Source organism: Streptomyces celluloflavus (assembly GCA_000720995.1).
Lineage (GTDB): Bacteria > Actinomycetota > Actinomycetes > Streptomycetales > Streptomycetaceae > Streptomyces > Streptomyces celluloflavus.
This window is the reverse complement of sequence record JOEL01000012.1, coordinates 138,656-156,010: the sequence shown is the minus strand read 5'-3', so window position 1 is coordinate 156,010 and position 17,355 is coordinate 138,656. Positions and strand designations below refer to the sequence as shown.

Annotated in this window: 11 protein-coding genes; 1 reads left to right on the top strand and 10 read right to left on the bottom strand. The window is 72.7% G+C overall.

The window, feature by feature from the left end; genetic code table 11:
- Positions 1–80: 80 nt before the first annotated feature.
- The 6 genes from IH09_RS13245 to IH09_RS13220 form a co-directional block, all read right to left on the bottom strand.
- A complete protein-coding gene (locus IH09_RS13245) occupies positions 81–872 on the bottom strand; it encodes an ABC transporter ATP-binding protein (RefSeq protein ID WP_052856394.1) in 792 nt (263 codons plus the stop codon).
- A 189-nt stretch (positions 873–1,061) separates the two neighbouring features.
- A complete protein-coding gene (locus IH09_RS13240; RefSeq protein ID WP_052856393.1) occupies positions 1,062–1,898 on the bottom strand; it encodes a carbohydrate ABC transporter permease in 837 nt (278 codons plus the stop codon).
- The gene (locus IH09_RS13235; protein WP_240150748.1) at positions 1,898–2,812 is read right to left on the bottom strand and encodes a carbohydrate ABC transporter permease; all 915 of its coding nucleotides are present in this window, start codon (positions 2,810–2,812) and stop codon (positions 1,898–1,900) included. The genes IH09_RS13240 and IH09_RS13235 overlap by 1 nt, the downstream gene beginning before the upstream one ends.
- Complete coding sequence (locus tag IH09_RS13230; protein ID WP_052856392.1) at positions 2,809–4,167, bottom strand: extracellular solute-binding protein; 1,359 nt, start codon at positions 4,165–4,167, stop codon at positions 2,809–2,811. Before IH09_RS13230 ends, IH09_RS13235 begins: the two co-directional genes overlap by 4 nt.
- A gap of 64 nt (positions 4,168–4,231) precedes the next feature.
- Positions 4,232–4,921, bottom strand: coding sequence for a response regulator (locus IH09_RS13225; protein WP_052856391.1), 690 nt, complete (start codon positions 4,919–4,921; stop codon positions 4,232–4,234).
- Positions 4,922–4,970: 49 nt separating this feature from the next.
- A complete protein-coding gene (locus IH09_RS13220) occupies positions 4,971–6,689 on the bottom strand; it encodes a sensor histidine kinase (RefSeq protein ID WP_404827257.1) in 1,719 nt (572 codons plus the stop codon).
- A 151-nt stretch (positions 6,690–6,840) separates the two neighbouring features.
- Here IH09_RS13220 and IH09_RS13215 point away from each other — a divergent pair, with 151 nt between their 5' ends.
- Positions 6,841–8,265, top strand: coding sequence for a cation:dicarboxylate symporter family transporter (locus IH09_RS13215; RefSeq protein ID WP_052856390.1), 1,425 nt, complete (start codon positions 6,841–6,843; stop codon positions 8,263–8,265).
- Between the two features lie 119 nt (positions 8,266–8,384).
- Here IH09_RS13215 and glgB read toward each other — a convergent pair whose 3' ends face one another.
- The 4 genes from glgB to IH09_RS13195 all read right to left on the bottom strand — a co-directional run bounded on the left by glgB (position 8,385) and on the right by IH09_RS13195 (position 16,516).
- Complete coding sequence (gene glgB / locus IH09_RS13210; RefSeq protein WP_052856545.1) at positions 8,385–10,598, bottom strand: 1,4-alpha-glucan branching enzyme; 2,214 nt, start codon at positions 10,596–10,598, stop codon at positions 8,385–8,387.
- A gap of 328 nt (positions 10,599–10,926) precedes the next feature.
- Positions 10,927–12,507, bottom strand: coding sequence for a maltokinase N-terminal cap-like domain-containing protein (locus tag IH09_RS13205; protein WP_094791793.1), 1,581 nt, complete (start codon positions 12,505–12,507; stop codon positions 10,927–10,929).
- A 269-nt stretch (positions 12,508–12,776) separates the two neighbouring features.
- Positions 12,777–14,516 carry a maltose alpha-D-glucosyltransferase gene (gene treS, locus IH09_RS13200; protein ID WP_052856389.1) on the bottom strand — a complete coding sequence of 580 codons (1,740 nt, stop codon included), beginning with the start codon at positions 14,514–14,516 and terminating at the stop codon, positions 12,777–12,779.
- Positions 14,513–16,516: an alpha-1,4-glucan--maltose-1-phosphate maltosyltransferase gene (locus tag IH09_RS13195; RefSeq protein ID WP_052856388.1), complete on the bottom strand. Its 2,004-nt coding sequence runs from the start codon at positions 16,514–16,516 to the stop codon at positions 14,513–14,515. Before IH09_RS13195 ends, treS begins: the two co-directional genes overlap by 4 nt.
- Positions 16,517–17,355: the final 839 nt, after the last annotated feature.

The following is a 17,355-nucleotide window of genomic DNA, read 5'->3' as shown; positions in this document are numbered from 1 at the left end:
GGTGGTGTCAGTCCTGGGGTGCGGTTACACGGGATACGGCAGAGTGGCGGGCGTCGTGCCCGGTGTCCGGGGCGCCGGCGTCAGCTCGTCCGGCCCTTGGCGTCGAACAGCCGCATCCGGTCCAGCACCGCGTCGGCGGTCGGCTCGTGCAGCTCCTCGACGATCCGGCCGTCGGCGAGGAAGATCACCCGGTCCGCGTACCCGGCGGCTACCGGGTCGTGGGTGACCATCACCACGGTCTGGTCCATCGCCCGCACCGACTCCCGCAGGAAGCCCAGGACTTCGGCGCCGGAGCGGGAGTCGAGGTTGCCGGTCGGCTCGTCGGCGAAGATGATCTCCGGCTGGGCGGCCAGCGCCCGCGCCACCGCCACCCGCTGCTGCTGGCCGCCGGAGAGCTGCGCGGGCCGGTGCGTCAGCCGGCCGGACAGGCCCACGGTCTCGATGACGTTGTTCAGCCACTGCTGGTCGGGCTTGCGGCCGGCGATGTCCATCGGCAGCGTGATGTTCTCCAGGGCGGTCAGGGTGGGCAGCAGGTTGAACGCCTGGAAGATGAAACCGATCTTGTCGCGGCGCAGCCGGGTCAGCTGCTTGTCGCCCAGCGATGCCAGTTCGACATCACCGATCCGGGCGGAGCCGCCGGATATCGAGTCCAGACCGGCCATGCAGTGCATCAGCGTGGACTTGCCGGACCCGGACGGGCCCATGATCGCCGTGAACCGGGCCTTGCCGAACTCGACGGAGACCGAGTCCAGCGCCACCACCCGGGTCTCGTCCCGGCCGTAGACCTTGCTCAGGTCCGTCGCACGGGCGGCGACGGCCGCGGTGGCTCGGGCGGGGGCGGGTGAGCCGGGGAAGGCGGTCGCGTGGGACACGGGGGGACTCCTGGAGGGGGACGGAAGGTGAGGTCCCCATTCTCGGCCGCGCGGGGCGCCCGGCACCTCGGCCGCAGGGACCGAAAGCCGGACCGGCCGAAAGTCCGACCGGGCCCGCCGCCGTCATCCCCTGGGGGGATCCGCGTCCGACCTTTGGCCTACGGGCCGTCACCGGTGGCGCGTACGGGATCAGCCCTTCACCGCGCCGCCGAGCGCGAATCCGCCGCCCAGCCGCCGGGAGATCAGGAGGTACAGCAGGAGCACCGGCGTCGAGTACAGGAGGGAGAAGGCGGCGAGTTCGCCGAAGGCGATGCCCTGGTAGTTGCCGAAGAAGGTGAAGATGCTGACGGACGCGGGCAGTTGCTCGGGGGAGAGCAGCAGCATGAAGGGGACGAAGAAATTGCCCCACATCATGATGAACGTGTACACGGTCACGACCCCGAACCCGGGGCCCATCAGCGGCAGGACGATCCGCAGCAGCGTCTGCGCCCAGGAGGCGCCGTCCGTCCAGGCCGCCTCCTCCAGCGCCCTGGGCACCCCGTCCATGAAGTTCTTCAGCAGCCAGATGGCGAACGGGAGCTGGGCGGTGGCCAGGAAGAGCGCGGTGCCGTACATCGTGTCGATCAGATCGACCCGGACGAAGAGTCCGTAGACCGGGACCATGAGCGCGGTGACCGGCAGACAGGTCGAGAACAGGACGGTCAGCAGGTACGGGCGGCTGAAGCGGGCCCGGAAGCGGGAGAGCGGATAGGCGGCCAGCGCCGCGCAGACCATCGTGAGCGACGTCGCGCCGCCGCACAGCAGCAGGCTGTTGAGCATCGGCGTGAAGGTGATCTCGTCGGTCAGCACCGCCGCGAAGTTGGCCACCCCGGGCGCATCCGGCAGCCGTACCCGCAGCGTCGCGCCGGTGTCCAGCGACGACAGCACCAGCCAGGCCAGCGGGACGGCGAAGGCCGCGGCGGTGACCAGCAGCGCGGCGTCGGCGGCGAGGCGGTGGCGGGTGGCGCGGGACGGGCGGCGGGGCATCAGACCTCCTCGCGCAGCAGCCGCAGCGAGACCACCGAGAACAGCGCGCCCACCACGAGCAGCAGCAGCGCCACCGCGGTGCCGTAGCCGATCAGGGACTTCATGAACGCCTGGTCGTACATGAACACCGGCAGCGTCTGGCTGCGGTCGCCGGGGCCGCCGCGGGTCATCGTCCAGATGAGCCCGAAGACGGAGAGCGTCTGGAGGGTGTTGAGCATCAGATTGGTACCGATGGAGCGGCGGATCATCGGCAGCGTGATGTGCCACAGCCGCCGCAGTCCGCCCGCGCCGTCGACCTCCGCGGACTCGGTGACCTCCTGGGGAATCCCGGCCAGCGCCGCCGAGTAGATCAGCATCGAGAAGGCCGTGCCGCGCCAGACGTTGGCGAACGACACGGCGAGGATGGGGAGCGTGAACAGCCAGTTCTGGGTGGGCAGATGGAGCCAGGCGAGGAGGGCGTTGAGGGTCCCGCGCCGTTCGAAGAAGGTGTAGAGCAGAAAGCCCGCGACGATCTCCGGGAGCACCCAGGCGGTGATCACCACCGCACCGGTGACCGCACGGACGGGCCGCGAGGCGCGCCGCAGCAGAGCCGCCAGCGCGAGGCCCAGGGTGTTCTGGCCGAGGAGCGAGGAGAGGGCGGTGAACACCAGCGTCAGCACCACCGCATTGAGGAACGCGGGGTCGGTGACGGCGCGCCGGAAGTTGGCCAGGCCGACGAAGGACGCCGACTCCTGGCCGGTCAGCTGGGTGTCGGTGAGGGCGAGATAGCAGCAGTAGCCGACCGGCCCGGCGAGGAAGAGCAGCAGCAGGACGGTGGCCGGGGCGAGCGGGGACCAGCGCAGCAGCCCCCTGCGGACGGCCGCGGGGCGGGGCGCCGGGGCCGGGCGAGCGGCGTGCGGGACGGCGCCGGTCATGGCCTGGCGACGACGTGGCCGCCGGTGAGGGACGCCAACTGCCCGTCGTACTCCGCGGCCGCTTTCTCCGGCGTGGCCTCGCCCGCGGTGACCGCCTCCATCGCCTCGCCGATCGCCGCGGACACCTTGGGGTAGTCGGGCAGCGCGGGCCGGTACCGGCTGACCTTGACCAGACCGGTGAAGAAGCCGATGCCCGGTACCGACGACAGATAGCGCGGGTCGGCGGCGACATCCCCGCGTACCGCGATCTGCGCGCCCCGTACGCACCATTCGAGGGCGTTGGGCCGCGACTGGAAGGTCTGGATCAGCTGCCAGGCCAGCTCCGGCTGCCGGGCCCGGCTCGGCACCGACCACGTCCAGCCGCCGGCCAGGCTGACGGCGCCGGGCGGGGCGCCGTGCCGGGTGGGGAAGGGGGCCTGGCCGAGCGTCGTGGACCACGCGGGCCACGGTCTGCCGCCGGTCGGCTGCCACTGCTGGCCCAGCCACGAGCCGTCGAGGTCGATGGCGAGCTTCTCCTCGGGCAGCAGTTCGGCGGCGACCCGGGTCTGGATGCTGGGGCTGAGCGCGTCGGACACCTCGGGGCCCAGGTGCTCGCGGTAGACCGTGTCGAGGAAGGCCAGGCTGTCCCGGAAGCCCTTGCCGCCGGTGACCCACTTGCCGCTGACCGGGTCGTGGAGCTGCTGCCCGGTGCCGTAGAGCAGCATCTCGAAGCCCTGCATGACGGCGGCCTCGCCCGCGCTCTTGCCGGTGAAGACGTTCAGCGGGATGACGCCGGGCACCTTTCGCTTGACCGTCCGGGCCGCGTCCAGCACCTCGTCCCAGGTCCGGGGCCGCCAGTCGGCGGGCAGCCCGGCCCGCCGGAAGATCTTCTTGTTGAACCACAGCCCGCGGGTGTCCGTACCGTCCGGGACGCCGTAGGTGTGGCCGTCCGGCCCCTTCGCCGCGTCCTTGGCGGACGGTTCGAACTGCCCCCACTGGTCCCAGGTGCGGAGGTAGCCGTCCAGGGGCCGCAGCAGCCCGGCCCGGATATCGGAGTTGATCAGGAAGGTGTCCTCGTAGACCAGGTCGGGCGCGGTCTTCGAGGAGCGCATCATCTGCTGGATCTTGGTGTAGTAGTCGTTCTCCGCGGCCTGGACCGGGATGAGCCGGACCTTCTTGCCGGGGTGGGCTCTCTCGAACTGCCGCGCCACGAGCCGGACGTAGTCGTCCCGGAGGGTGACCTTGCCGTTGGTGTCCTTGACGAAGGCGACCTTGACGGTGTCGCGGTCGCTCTCGGACCCGCTGCCGCAGGCGGTGAGCGTACCGGCGGCCAGCAGGGCGGCGGTGAGCAGGATCAGCGGGGCGGTGGGGCGCACGGCACGACCTCCAACTGGCCACAAGGGGCTGCTCGGTGACCGTAGGGTCAGCCGCCGGGGCGGGTCAATGGCCCGACCAGCGGTACCGCAGTTCGGGGCGGCCCACCTGGCCGTACTGCGGGGCGCGGGCGGCCCGGCCGGTCTCCACCAGGTGTTCGAGATAGCGGCGGGCGGTGATCCGGGAGATCCCGACGCCGGCCCCCGCCTCGGCCGCGGTCAGCCCGCCGTCGGCGGCGCGCAGCCCGTCGGTCACCACCCGCAGGGTGGCCGCGGTCAGCCCCTTGGGGAGCGCGGCCGGCCGCGGTGAGCGCAGCGCGGCGATCGCCCGGTCCACCTCGTCCTGACCGCTGGCCTCGCCCGCGGTGGCGCGGAAATCGGCGTAGCGGACGAGCCGTTCGCGCAGGGTGGCGAAGGTGAACGGTTTCAGCACGTACTGCACGACGCCGAGCGAGACGCCCTCGCGCACCATCGCCAGATCGCGGGCCGAGGTCACCGCGATGACATCGGCGCTCTGACCGGCCGCGCGCAGCGTCCGCACCAGGTGCAGTCCGTGGCCGTCGGGCAGGTAGAGGTCGAGCAGCAGCAGATCGACGGGGTGCTGGTCGAGGTGGCGGCGGGCGTCGCCGCCGGAGTGCACGGTGCCGCAGACGGCGAAGCCGGGCACCCGTCTGACGTACAGGGCGTGCGCGTCGGCGGCGACGGGGTCGTCCTCGACGATGAGGACGCGGATGTCGGGAGTGGTCACCGGGCCCATCCTCTCGCAGGGCCCCCGCCACCGGCGCAGGCCGGTCCGGCCGCGCGCGTCATACCGTCACCCGCGCGTGCAGCGGCAGCCGGACGGTGAACCGCGCGCCGCCCTCCGGGGCGCGGTCGAGTGTGATGGTGCCGCCGTTGCGCCGTACGGCCTGCTGGACGAGGGCGAGCCCGAGACCGCGCGCGGCTCCGGCGGTGGCGGCGCCCGCCGCGGTGGCTGTGGCGGCCGTGGCGTTCAGGGTGCTCAGGGTGTTCGGCTTGGTGCTCCAGCCCCGCCGGAAGACCTCCTCGGCGGCGCCGTCGGCCACCCCCGGCCCGTTGTCCGCGACGCACAGCAGCAGCTCACCGGCGACCGCCCGCGCGGTGACCCGCACCTGCGGCGGCGGATCGGCGGCGCCGTGCTCCTGGGTCGGCGCGGCGGCGTCGATGGCGTTGTCGACGAGGTTGCCCAGCACCGTCACCAGATCGCGGGCGGGCAGACCGGGCGGCAGCAGCCCGTCGTCGATGCGGCTGTCGGGGGTCAGCGTCAGCTCGACGCCGTGCTCGTTGGCCTGTGCCGCCTTGCCGAGCAGCAGCGCGGCGAGCACCGGTTCGGCGACCGCGCCGACGACCTGGTCGGTCAGCGCCTGGGCCAGCTCCAGCTCCGCCGTCGCGAACTCCACGGCCTCCTCGGCCCGCCCCAGTTCGATCAGCGAGACCACGGTGTGCAGCCGGTTGGCGGCCTCGTGGGCCTGTGAGCGCAGCGCCTCCGCGAAACCGCGTACGGAGTCCAACTCCCCTGACAGGGACTGGAGTTCGGTGTGATCGCGGAGGGTGATGACACTGCCGCGGTGCTCGCCACCCCAGACCGGCGCGCTGTTGACGACGAGGACCCGCTCGGCGGTGAGATGGAGTTCGTCGACGCGCGGGCCGGGCGCCGCCAGCGCCTCGGTGAGCGCCTCGGGCAGCCCCAGTCCGGCCACGGAACGGCCCACCACCTCACCGGAGAGCCCGAGCAGCTCCCGCCCGCCGTCGTTGATCAGGGCCACCCGGCGCCGCCCGTCCAGCATCAGCAGCCCCTCGCGCACCGCGTGCAGCGCCGCGTGGTGGTAGTCGTGCATCCGGCTCAGCTCGGCGGCGTTCATCCCGTGCGTATGCCGCCGCAGCCGGGCGTTGATGACATACGTGCCGGCGCCGCCGAGCACCAGCGCGGCCGCCGCCACCGCGACCAGCGCCAGCACCTGGTCGCGCAGTTCGGCGCTGATCGTCTCGACGGTGATCCCGGAACTGACCAGCGCGATGATCCGGCCGCCCTGCGCCGGGTCGCGGACCGGCGCGACGACCCGTACGGACGGACCGAGCACCCCCCGGTACGTCTCGGCGAAGACCTCGCCGCGCAGCGCGGGCCCGGTGTGCCCGAGGTACTTCGCGCCGACCGCGGACGGCTCCGGATGGGTCCAGCGCGTCCCGTCCGGGGCCATCACCACGACGAAGTTGACGCCCGCGTCGCGCTCCAGGCGGGAGGCGTACGGCTGGAGGGCGGCGGTCGGGTCCGCCGAGCGGGCCGCCGCCACGACGGCCGGGGAGTCGGCGACGGCGCAGGCGGCCGCGGTCACCTGGCGCCGCGCCGTCGCCGCCGCCTGCCGGTCCGCGCTGACGTACGCGAACACCACGCAGCCCGCGACGACCACGGCCACCAGCACGACCTGCATGGCGAAGAGCTGCCCGGCGAGGCTGCGGGGGCCGCGCAGCCGGCGGAGCGGTCGGAATCGGGGTCGGGCGAGGGGCATGCAGAACAGTCTGCACGGTCACTTTTACGTGAACGAAATGCACGTAAGGGTGACGGGCGCCACAGTGGCGTGCATAGTCGCCGGGACTTTGCTGTGCGCCGGAGCCGCTGAGCCGCACACCGTCGCAGAGCCGTAGACCGAGGAGGCAGCCGTGGCTGCACAGACCCCGCCGTCCGGGGAGACCACCGAGGAGACCGCGCCCAGGAAGCGGGACCGCACCCATTACCTGTACCTCGCGGTGATCGGCGCGGTACTGCTCGGCATCGCCGTGGGCTTCGTCGCCCCGGGCGTCGCCGTCGAACTGAAGCCGCTCGGCACCGGGTTCGTGAACCTCATCAAGATGATGATCTCGCCGGTCATCTTCTGCACCATCGTGCTGGGTGTCGGCTCGGTCCGTAAGGCGGCCAAGGTCGGCGCGGTGGGCGGGCTGGCCCTCGGCTACTTCATGGTGATGTCCACCGTCGCGCTGGCGATCGGCCTGGTCGTCGGCAACATCCTGGAGCCCGGCTCCGGGCTGCACCTGACCGAGGCCGTCCGGCACGCGGGCCAGGCCCAGACGGCGGGCGGCGGTGAGAGCACCTCGGAGTTCCTGCTCGGCATGATCCCGACCACGCTGGTCTCCGCCTTCACCGGCGGACAGGTGCTCCAGACGCTGCTGGTGGCGCTGCTGGTCGGCTTCGCCCTCCAGGCCCTGGGCACCGCGGGCGAGCCGGTCCTGCGCGGTATCGGGCACCTCCAGAAGCTGGTCTTCCGGGTGCTCGCGATGATCATGTGGGTGGCGCCGGTGGGTGCCTTCGGCGCGATGGCCGCGGTGGTCGGCGCGACCGGTCTGGACGCGCTGAAGTCCCTGGCCGTCATCATGATCGGCTTCTATGTCACCTGTCTGCTGTTCGTGGTCGTGGTGCTCGGCACGCTGCTGCGGCTGGTCGCCGGCGTCAACGTCTTCCAGCTGCTGAAGTACCTGGGGCGGGAGTTCCTGCTGATCCTGTCCACGTCCTCCTCGGAGTCGGCGCTGCCCCGGCTGATCGCCAAGATGGAACACCTGGGCGTCAGCAAGCCGGTGGTCGGCATCACCGTCCCGACCGGCTACAGCTTCAACCTCGACGGCACCGCCATCTACCTGACGATGTCCTCGCTGTTCGTGGCCGAGGCGATGGGCAAACCGCTGCCGGTCGGCCAGCAGATCTCACTGCTGGTCTTCATGATCATCGCGTCGAAGGGTGCGGCGGGCGTCACCGGCGCGGGCCTGGCGACACTGGCCGGCGGTCTGCAGTCGCACCGCCCGGAACTGGTGGACGGCGTCGGCCTGATCGTCGGCATCGACCGCTTCATGAGCGAGGCGCGGGCGCTGACCAACTTCGCGGGCAACGCGGTCGCCACGGTCCTGATCGGCACCTGGACCAAGGAGATCGACAAGGCCAGGGTGGGCGAGGTGCTCGCCGGCCACCTGCCGTTCGACGAGAAGACGCTCGCCGCGGACGGCCACGGGCCCGCCGAGGCGCCCGCCGCCGAGGTGCCCGCCGCCGAGGTGCCCGCACCGCGCACCGGCGACGCGAAGGCGGCCGCCCAGGTCTGACCGCGGGGCCGCCCCGCCGCCGGCGGGCCGTACGCGGCGGGCCGGAGCGGAACGGCGGGCGGAGGGGCGGGTGCCGGTGGGCGCCCGCCTCTCCGTCGTACGCCGCCGGGCGCCGCTCCTCAGCCCGGCCGCAGCCAGAGCGTGGCCAGCGGCGGCAGCACGGGGGTGAGGGAGGCGTCCCGGCCGTGCCAGGGCACCGGTTGGGCCGTCAGCGGGCCGGGGTTGGTGACCCCGCTGCCGCCGTAGCGCGCGGCGTCGGTGTTGAGCACCTCGTGCCAGACCGGGAGGTGGCCGGGGACGCCGAGCCGGTAGCCGGGGCGTACGACGGGGGAGAAGTTGGCGACCGCGAGCAGGGGGGAGCCGTCGGCGGCGAAGCGGAGGAAGGCGAAGACGTTGTCCTCCCGGGCGTCGCCGTCCAGCCAGCAGAACCCGCCCGGGTCGGTGTCCCGCTCCCAGAGCGCGGGCGCGGCGGCGTAGCCGCGGTTCAGATCGCGGACCAGATCGCGCACGCCCCGGTGGTCCGGCTCCGCCCCGTACGACGGGTCCAGCAGCCACCAGTCCGGGCCGTGGCGCTCCGCCCACTCCGCGCCCTGCGCGAACTCCTGCCCCATGAAGAGGAGTTGCTTGCCCGGATGGGACCACATATAGCCCAGATAGGCGCGGTGGGTGGCCCGCCGCTGCCACCAGTCGCCCGGCATCTTCGACACCAGGGAACGCTTGCCGTGCACCACCTCGTCGTGCGAGATCGGCAGCACATAGTTCTCCGAGTACGCGTAGACCATGGAGAAGGTCATCTCGTGGTGGTGGTACTTGCGGTGCACCGGCTCCTTGGCGGCATAGCCGAGGGAGTCGTGCATCCAGCCCATGTTCCACTTCAGCCCGAAACCCAGCCCGCCGAAACCGCCGGGGCCGACATGGTGCGTGGCCCGGGTGACGCCGTCCCAGGCGGTGGACTCCTCGGCGATGGTGACGACGCCGGGGCAGCGCCGGTAGACGGTCGCGTTCATCTCCTGGAGGAAGGCGACCGCGTCGAGGTTCTCCCGCCCGCCGTGCGCGTTCGGCGTCCAGCCGCCCTCCTCGCGCGAGTAGTCGAGGTAGAGCATCGAGGCGACGGCGTCCACCCGCAGCCCGTCGATATGGAACTCCTGGCACCAGTACACCGCGTTGGCGACCAGGAAGTTCCGCACCTCGGCGCGGCCGTAGTCGAACTCCAGCGTGCCCCAGTCCGGATGCGCGGCCCGCGCCGGGTCCGGATGCTCGTACAGCGGCCGTCCGTCGAACTCCGCCAGCGCCCAGTCGTCGCGCGGGAAGTGCGCCGGCACCCAGTCCATCAGCACGCCGATACCGGCCCGGTGCAGCGCCTCCACCAGGAACCGGAAGTCGTCGGGGGTGCCCAGCCGGGCCGTGGGCGCGTAGAACCCGGTCACCTGATAGCCCCAGGAGCCGCCGAAGGGGTGCTCGGCCAGCGGCATCAGCTCGACGTGCGTGAACCCCAAGTCCTTGACGTACGCGGGGAGTTGCTCGGCCAGCTGGCGGTAGGTCAGACCGGGCCGCCAGGAGGGCAGGTGCACCTCGTAGACGGAGAACGGCGCCTCGTGCACCGGGCGCGCACCGCGCCGCGCCATCCAGACCGCGTCCCGCCAGCGGTGGTGCGAGGCGGTCACGATGGAGGCGGTGGCCGGCGGGCACTCCGTACGGCGGGCCATCGGATCGGCGCGCAGGCTCCGTGAACCGTCCGGCCGGGTGATCTCGAACTTGTACAGCTCGCCCTCGCCGACGTCCGGAACGAACAGCTCCCAGACGCCGGACGAGCCCAGCGACCGCATCGGGAAGGCGGTGCCGTCCCAGTGGTTGAAGTCCCCGACGACCCGGACCCCGCGGGCGTTGGGCGCCCAGACGGTGAAGCGGGTGCCGGTCACGCCCTGGTGGTCCATGATCCGCGCGCCGAGCGCCTCCCACAGCTGCTCGTGGCGGCCCTCGCCGAGCAGATGCAGATCCAGCTCGCCGAGCGCGGGCAGGAAGCGGTACGGGTCGTCCGCCGTGACGGTGGTGTCCGCGTACTCCACCAGCAGCGCGTACTCCGGGATCCCGCGCAGCGGCAGCACCCCCGCGAAGAGCCCGTCGCCCTCGGGGTGCAGGGCGGCGCGCAGCCCCTTCGCCAGGACGGTGACGCTCTTCGCGTACGGCCGCAGGGTCCGCAGCAGCAGCCCGCCGCGTACCGGGTGCGCGCCCAGCAGCGCGTGCGGATCGTGGTGCGTCCCGCCGAGCAGCCGGCGCCGCTCCTCGTCGGCCGGCGGGGCGGCGGTCCGTACACCGCGGCTGCTGCCCCGGATTCCGGCCGGGCGGGCGGGCCGGCCGGTGCCCGGGGCCGCGGTGGCCGCGTCCCGCGGCGCGGGCGGCCGGTCGGCCGTCACCGGCTCGGCGGTGGTGGCGGGTTCGGCCGCCGTGGCGGGTGCGGGCGTGCTGCGGCGGGACGGCGGTCGGGCGGTCACGAGAGGTGCCTCCTCGGGCGGTGCGGGGCGTCGGTCGGATCGGGCGCGGACGGTGGCGGTCGGGGCGGTGGCGCGGGTGGCGGCACGGGCGATGGCACGGGCGATGGCGGTGGCGCGGACGGCGACGGCGGTGCGGACGGCGGCGGTGCGACGGCCCGTGGCGGGCCCGTCACCCGCGGCCGTCGGACCGGGCGGACCCCGCGGCTCCCCGAGGCCCGCCGGACCCCGTCGTCCCGGTCGCCTCCGCCGCCCCCGACGCCTCCGCCGTCCCTGCCGTCCCGATGGCGCCGCCCCGGGCGGCGGTGTCGTCCCCGGCCGCCGCCGCCAGCCGCCGGATGGCGGCCATCGGGACGGGCAGCCAGTCCGGCCGGTGCCGGGCCTCGTAGAGCACCTCGTAGACGGCCTTGTCGGTCTCGTAGGCGCGCATCAGCTCGGGGGCGGAGCGGGGATCGTGCCCGCCGGCCTCGGCGTATCCCCGGCAGAAGGCCGCGCGGGTGCGCCGCGCCCACTCCAGCGACCAGGCATCGCCGCCGCCCGGCCCGCTGCGCGCCGCGTAGTCGAAGGAGCGCAGCATCGCCGCGACATCGCGCAGCGCCTGCTGGGGCCGGCGCCGCTCGGCCGGCGGCCGGGCCGGTTCGCCCTCGAAGTCGATCAGCGACCAGCGGCCCGCACCGGCCGAGCGCAGCGTCTGCCCCAGATGCAGATCGCCGTGGATGCGCTGGGCGGCCCAGCCGCGCCCGTCGTGGCCGACCGCGGCGAGCGCGTCGAAGGCGGCCCGCAGCCGGGCGCGGTAGGGCGCGAGCACGGGGACCGCGCGGGCGGTGGCGTCCAGCCGCTCGGTCATCTGCGCGGCGATCGCGGCCAGCTGCGGACGGTGCAGTTCGGTGGTCGGCAGCACCTGGGCCAGCGCGGTGTGCACCTCCGCGGTGGCGTGGCCCAGCGCACGTGCCGAGCCGGTGAAGTCGGCCCGGACGGCCAGCGCGTGGAGGGCCAGCTGCCAGCCGTCCGCGGAGCCCCGCAGGAACGGCTGGAGGACCCCCAGCGTGGTCGTCTCGCCGCACTCCTCCGCGCCCGCCGCCTCGAACCAGGCGGCGGGCGCCGGCACTCGCGCGCAGCGGGCACCGGCCAGCGCCCGCGGCAGCTCCAGATCCGGGTTGACGCCGGGCGCGATCCGCCGGAACACCTTGAGGATGAACGTATCGCCGTAGACGATCGAGGAGTTGGACTGCTCGACGGCGATCGGCCGGGCCGGCAGCCCGGAGGGGATGGCGGCGCCCGGTTCGTGGCAGAACCGCAGCGCGCCGAGCCGGCCGGGCACCCGCAGCCGCTCCAGCAGCAGCCCGCACAGCCGGTTGTCCAGCAGCGCGTCGTAGACGGTGCGGCCGCGCAGCGGTCCGTCGGCCGGGCGGCCGATCGCCGCGGGCGCGAGCTGCGGCGGCAGCGCGGGGTGCACCCCCAGCAGGAGCTGGTAGCAGTCACCGGCGGCCGGCCGGTCCGGCTGCCCGGACTGCCGAGTGCGGACGAGCAACTGGAGCAGGCCCGGTGCGGTGCCGTCACTCACGCACGGCAGCAGTTCGGTGGCGGAGACCAGGGTGAAGCCGGTGAGCTGCTGTCCCTTGCCGGCGAACCAGCGCTGGCGCGGCACCCAGGCGGCGAGCAGCGGGGCGAGCGAGGGGAGCAGATCCGGTGCGAGGACGAGCGGAAGATCAGGGGTGTTACGGGTGGCACGGGTCGAGGCGGTGTCCGACATGGGCGTCGCGTCCTTTCCCCGGGCACACGACAGATAGCGCAGAGTGTCCCGGAATGCGGCCTTGACTGTGCGGCGGCGCGGTGGGGGTACCCCCAGAAGGAGTCCGGTGGAGCAGCGGGCGGCGAGCGCCCGGCGGACGGTGGTGTGCGCGGTGCCCCTGCCCGGCCGGCTCGTGCGGCGGTAGGGAGACTGCCCGAACGAAAGGTCAAAAAACGCCCGTACGCGCCGCGCGGCCGCGTACGGGCGGATTTCCCGGTGCCCGCGCCCGGTCAGCGCGCGCCGGTGATCTGTCCGGTGTTCTGCCGCAGCCGGAACCAGTAGAACCCGTGGCCCGCCAGGGTCAGCAGATACGGCAGTTCGCCGATCGCCGGAAAGCGCACGCCGCCGATCAGCTCCACCGGATGGCGGCCGCTGAACGCCCGGAGGTCGAGTTCCGTCGGCTGCGCGAAGCGCGAGAAGTTGTGCACGCACAGCACCAGGTCGTCGTCCGCGGCCCCGCCGCCCGCCGGAGCCTCCCGCAGGAAGGCCAGCACCGCCGGATTGGTGGAGGGCAGTTCGGTGTAGCTGCCCAGCCCGAACGCCGGGTTCTGCTTACGGATCTCGATCATCCGGCGGGTCCAGTGCAGCAGCGAGGAGGGCGAACTCATCGCGGCCTCGACGTTGGTGACCTGGTAGCCGTAGACGGGATCCATGATGGTCGGCAGGAACAGCCGCCCCGGGTCGCAGGAGGAGAAGCCGGCATTGCGGTCCGGCGTCCACTGCATCGGCGTGCGCACCGCGTCGCGGTCGCCGAGCCAGATGTTGTCACCCATGCCGATCTCGTCGCCGTAATAGAGAATCGGCGAGCCCGGGAGCGAGAGCAGCAGGGCCGTGAAGAGTTCGATCTGGTTGCGGTCGTTGTCGAGGAGCGGGGCGAGCCGTCGGCGGATGCCGATATTGGCGCGCATCCGCGGGTCCTTGGCGTATTCCGCGTACATGTAGTCGCGCTCTTCGTCCGTGACCATTTCGAGGGTCAGCTCGTCGTGGTTGCGCAGGAAGATGCCCCACTGGCAGCCGGCCGGGATCGCCGGGGTTTTGGCGAGGACCTCCGAGACCGGGTAACGCGATTCGCGACGGACCGCCATGAAGATCCGCGGCATGACCGGGAAGTGGAACGCCATATGGCATTCGTCGCCGCCGACGGCGTAATCGCCGAAGTAGTCGACGACGTCCTCCGGCCATTGATTGGCCTCGGCGAGCAGCACCGTGTCCGGATAATGCACATCGATCTCGGCCCGGACCCGCTTGAGGAAGGCGTGCGAGGCGGGCAGGTTCTCGCAGTTGGTGCCCTCCTCGGCGTAGAGGTACGGCACCGCGTCCAGCCGGAAGCCGTCGATGCCCAGGTCGAGCCAGAACCGCAGGGCGGAGATCATCTCCTCCTGGACGGCGGGGTTCTCGTAGTTGAGATCCGGCTGGTGGGAGAAGAACCGGTGCCAGAAGTACTGCTTGCGCACCGGGTCGAAGGTCCAGTTGGACGCCTCGGTGTCGACGAAGATGATCCGGGCGTCGGCGTACTGTTTGTCGTCGTCCGCCCAGACGTAGTAGTCGCCGTACGGACCTTGTGGGTCGGTGCGCGACTCCTGGAACCAGGGGTGCTGGTCGCTGGTGTGATTCATCACCATGTCGATGATGACCCGCATACCGCGCTGGTGGGCGGCGTCCACGAATTCCACGAAGTCGGCCAGGTCGCCGAATTCGGGCAGGACCGCGGTGTAGTCGGCGACGTCATAGCCGCCGTCCCGCAACGGGGAGGTGAAGAAGGGCGGCAGCCAGAGGCAGTCCACCCCGAGCCATTGCAGATAGTCGAGTTTCGCCGTGATGCCCTTGAGGTCGCCGATACCGTCGCCGTTGCTGTCCTGGAAGGAGCGCACCAGGACTTCGTAGAAAACGGCCCGTTTGAACCAGTCGGGATCGCGGTCCTTCTGCGGAGTGTCCTCGAAGGTATCGGGAACAGGCTCATTGACGATCAATTGGGTGACCCTCCGATCGGTGAGGACGGTCGCAGCGACAGCACATGAGCGGGCGCGAGAGAGCGGCCCGGCTCCAGGCGCACATAGTTGTCCCTGCCCCAGTGGTAGGTGTCGCCGGTGAGCTCGTCGCGCACCGGGACGGACTCGTGCCGGCCGAGGCCGAGTTCCGGCATGTCCAACGACACCGTCGCCTCGTGGGTGTGGTGCGGGTCGAGGTTGACCACCGTGAGGACCGTGTCGGCCGCGGCGCCGTCCCCCGCGCGTTTGGAGAACGCGAGCACGGCGTCGTTGTCGGTGTGGTGGAAGTGCAGGGAGCGCAGTTGCTGGAGCGCGGGGTGCCGGCGGCGGATGCGGTTGAGCGCGGTGATCAGCGGGGCGATGGTCCGCCCCGAGCGGGCCGCCGCCGCCCAGTCACGGGGCCGCAGCTGGTACTTCTCCGAGTCGAGGTACTCCTCGCTGCCGGCCTGTACGGGCGTCGCCTCGCACAGCTCGTACCCGGCGTAGACGCCCCACGCCGGGGAGAGGGTGGCGGCCAGCACGGCGCGCACCTCGAAGGCGGTCCGGCCGCCCTCCTGGAGGTAGGCGTGCAGGATGTCCGGGGTGTTCACGAAGAAGTTCGGCCGCAGATACGCGGCGCACTCGCCGGACAGCTCGGTGAGGTAGTCGGTCAGCTCCTGCTTGGTGGTACGCCAGGTGAAGTAGGTGTACGACTGCTGGAAGCCGATCTGCGCGAGGGTGTGCAGCATCGCGGGGCGGGTGAACGCCTCGGCGAGGAAGATCACATCCGGGTCGGTGCGGTTGATGTCGGCGATCACCTTCTCCCAGAACGGCACCGGTTTGGTGTGCGGATTGTCCACGCGGAAGATCCGGACGCCCCGGGCCATCCAGAAGCGCAGCACCCGCTCCGTCTCGCGGACCAGCCCGCCGAAGTCGGCGTCGAAGGAGAGCGGGTAGATGTCCTGGTACTTCTTCGGCGGGTTCTCGGCGTGGGCGACGGAGCCGTCCGCACGGTGGTGGAACCACTCGGGGTGCCGGGTGACCCAGGGGTGGTCGGGGGAGCACTGGAGCGCGAAGTCCAGGGCCACCTCCATCCGCAGGTCGCGGGCGGTACGGACGAAGTGGCCGAAGTCCTCGAAGGTGCCCAGGTCCGGGTGGAGGGCGTCGTGGCCGCCGGCCGCGGAGCCGATGGCCCAGGGGGAGCCGACGTCGCCGGGCCCGGCGGAGAGCGCGTTGTTGGGGCCCTTGCGAAAGGCGGTGCCGATGGGGTGGACGGGCGGCAGATAGACCACGTCGAAGCCCATGGCGGCGACGGCGGGCAGCCGTTCCGCGGCGGTGCGCAGAGTGCCGCTGACGAGGGAGCCGTCCGGCCCGGCGGCGGCGCCCTCCGAGCGCGGGAAGAGCTCGTACCACGAGCCGTACAGCGCCCGGCGGCGTTCGACGGTCAGCGGCATCGGGCGCGAGGCGGTGAGCAGTTCGCGCAGCGGATGGCGCGCCAGCGCGTCGGTGACCTCGGGGGAGAGGGCCACGGCGAGCCGGGTGGCGGCGGGCAGCCGGCCGTCGCGCAGGGCGTCCGCCGCGCCCAGCACCGCCTCGCGGCCCTCGCTCTTGGGGACGCCGGTGGCGGCCCGTTCGTGGAGCCGCGCGCCTTCGGCGAGCACCAGCTCGGTGTCGAGACCGGCCGGAATCTTGATCCGGGCGTGCCGCTGCCAGGTGGTGACCGGGTCGGACCACGCCTCGACGGTGTACGTCCAGCGGCCCTCGACGCCGGGGACGGCGGTGGCGCACCAGCGGTCGGTGCCGGGTCCCGCCTCCCGCATCGGCGTCCAGGGGCCGCTGCGCCCGGCGGGGTCGCGCAGCACCAGGTTCGCGGCGACCGCGTCGTGGCCTTCGCGGAAGACGGTGGCCGAGACGTCGAAGGACTCGCCCACCACCGCCTTCACCGGGCGGCGGCCGCAATCGATCTGCGGGCGGATGTCCAGGACAGGGATGCGACCGATCATGGGCTCACCAGAGGTAAATAGCGCTTTGCCGGGTTTTGTCCTTTGTATCCGCTGTATCCGCTCCACAGCAGGGGGGCGAGGTGCGGGCATGGGGGCTCCTGTCCGCTTTCACTCGGTTGGCGGGTGGGTGCGGCGGGCCGGACCGGCGCGGGCGGATCGCAGGCGGGAGGCGGCGTACCGGCCGGACCTTCCCGCGGGCGGTACGCCGGGCGGTCCGGCGGGGGGTGAACTACCCGTCCGTCGCCGGGGGTCCGCCGGGATCCGTCGGATGCGGGCCCCGAGGGATGTGCGGGCGGTGAGGGCGCAGCGGTGTCATGGACGACATTCCCCTCCTCAACTCGTGGTGATCACAACGGAGTTGTGGTGTGCGGGTGTCCGTACCGCGCCGGGGCCCGTCGGCGCCACATCGCAGCCTCTCGCCACGACGGAGCCCGTACAAGACCGCATGCGGGGGTGGAATCGGCCATATCGCCGGTGCGGCGGATTCCGGGGCCCGGTGGCGGCCGCCGTCGCCTGCCTCTTGCCCGGGTTCGGCGTCATGGCCGCGCTGCCCCGGTGCTCCGGCGGCCCCGGCGACCTCGTCGGCGGCCTCGGCTTACCGCTGACCGGCGTGGGGCTGCTCTACGGGCACGGCTCTTCCGCCGGCCGCCGTCCCGGGAGGGCCGTCAGCGGGAGCGCTACCCGGTCCTCGACCCGGACGAGCTGCGGCTGACGGCGTCGCGGGAGGCCGACGGCGCGTCCGCGCGCGGCACGTTCGCACTGCCCGGCGGGCGTCGGTCGCACGCGGCTGTCCGGCAGGCCCGGGGCGGCCGGGTCCCGCTGCCGCCCGACTCCGGCGC

Excerpts from the sequence above, each read along its gene's own strand:
- IH09_RS13240 (WP_052856393.1), bottom strand. The coding sequence starts at position 1,898 with ATGCCCCGCCGCCCGTCCCGCGCCACCCGCCACCGCCTCGCCGCCGAC.
- IH09_RS13205 (WP_094791793.1), bottom strand. The coding sequence starts at position 12,507 with ATGTCGGACACCGCCTCGACCCGTGCCACCCGTAACACCCCTGATCTT.
- IH09_RS13220 (WP_404827257.1), bottom strand. The coding sequence starts at position 6,689 with ATGCCCCTCGCCCGACCCCGATTCCGACCGCTCCGCCGGCTGCGCGGC.
- IH09_RS13225 (WP_052856391.1), bottom strand. The coding sequence starts at position 4,921 with ATGGGCCCGGTGACCACTCCCGACATCCGCGTCCTCATCGTCGAGGAC.
- IH09_RS13195 (WP_052856388.1), bottom strand. The coding sequence starts at position 16,516 with ATGATCGGTCGCATCCCTGTCCTGGACATCCGCCCGCAGATCGATTGC.
- IH09_RS13235 (WP_240150748.1), bottom strand. The coding sequence starts at position 2,812 with ATGACCGGCGCCGTCCCGCACGCCGCTCGCCCGGCCCCGGCGCCCCGC.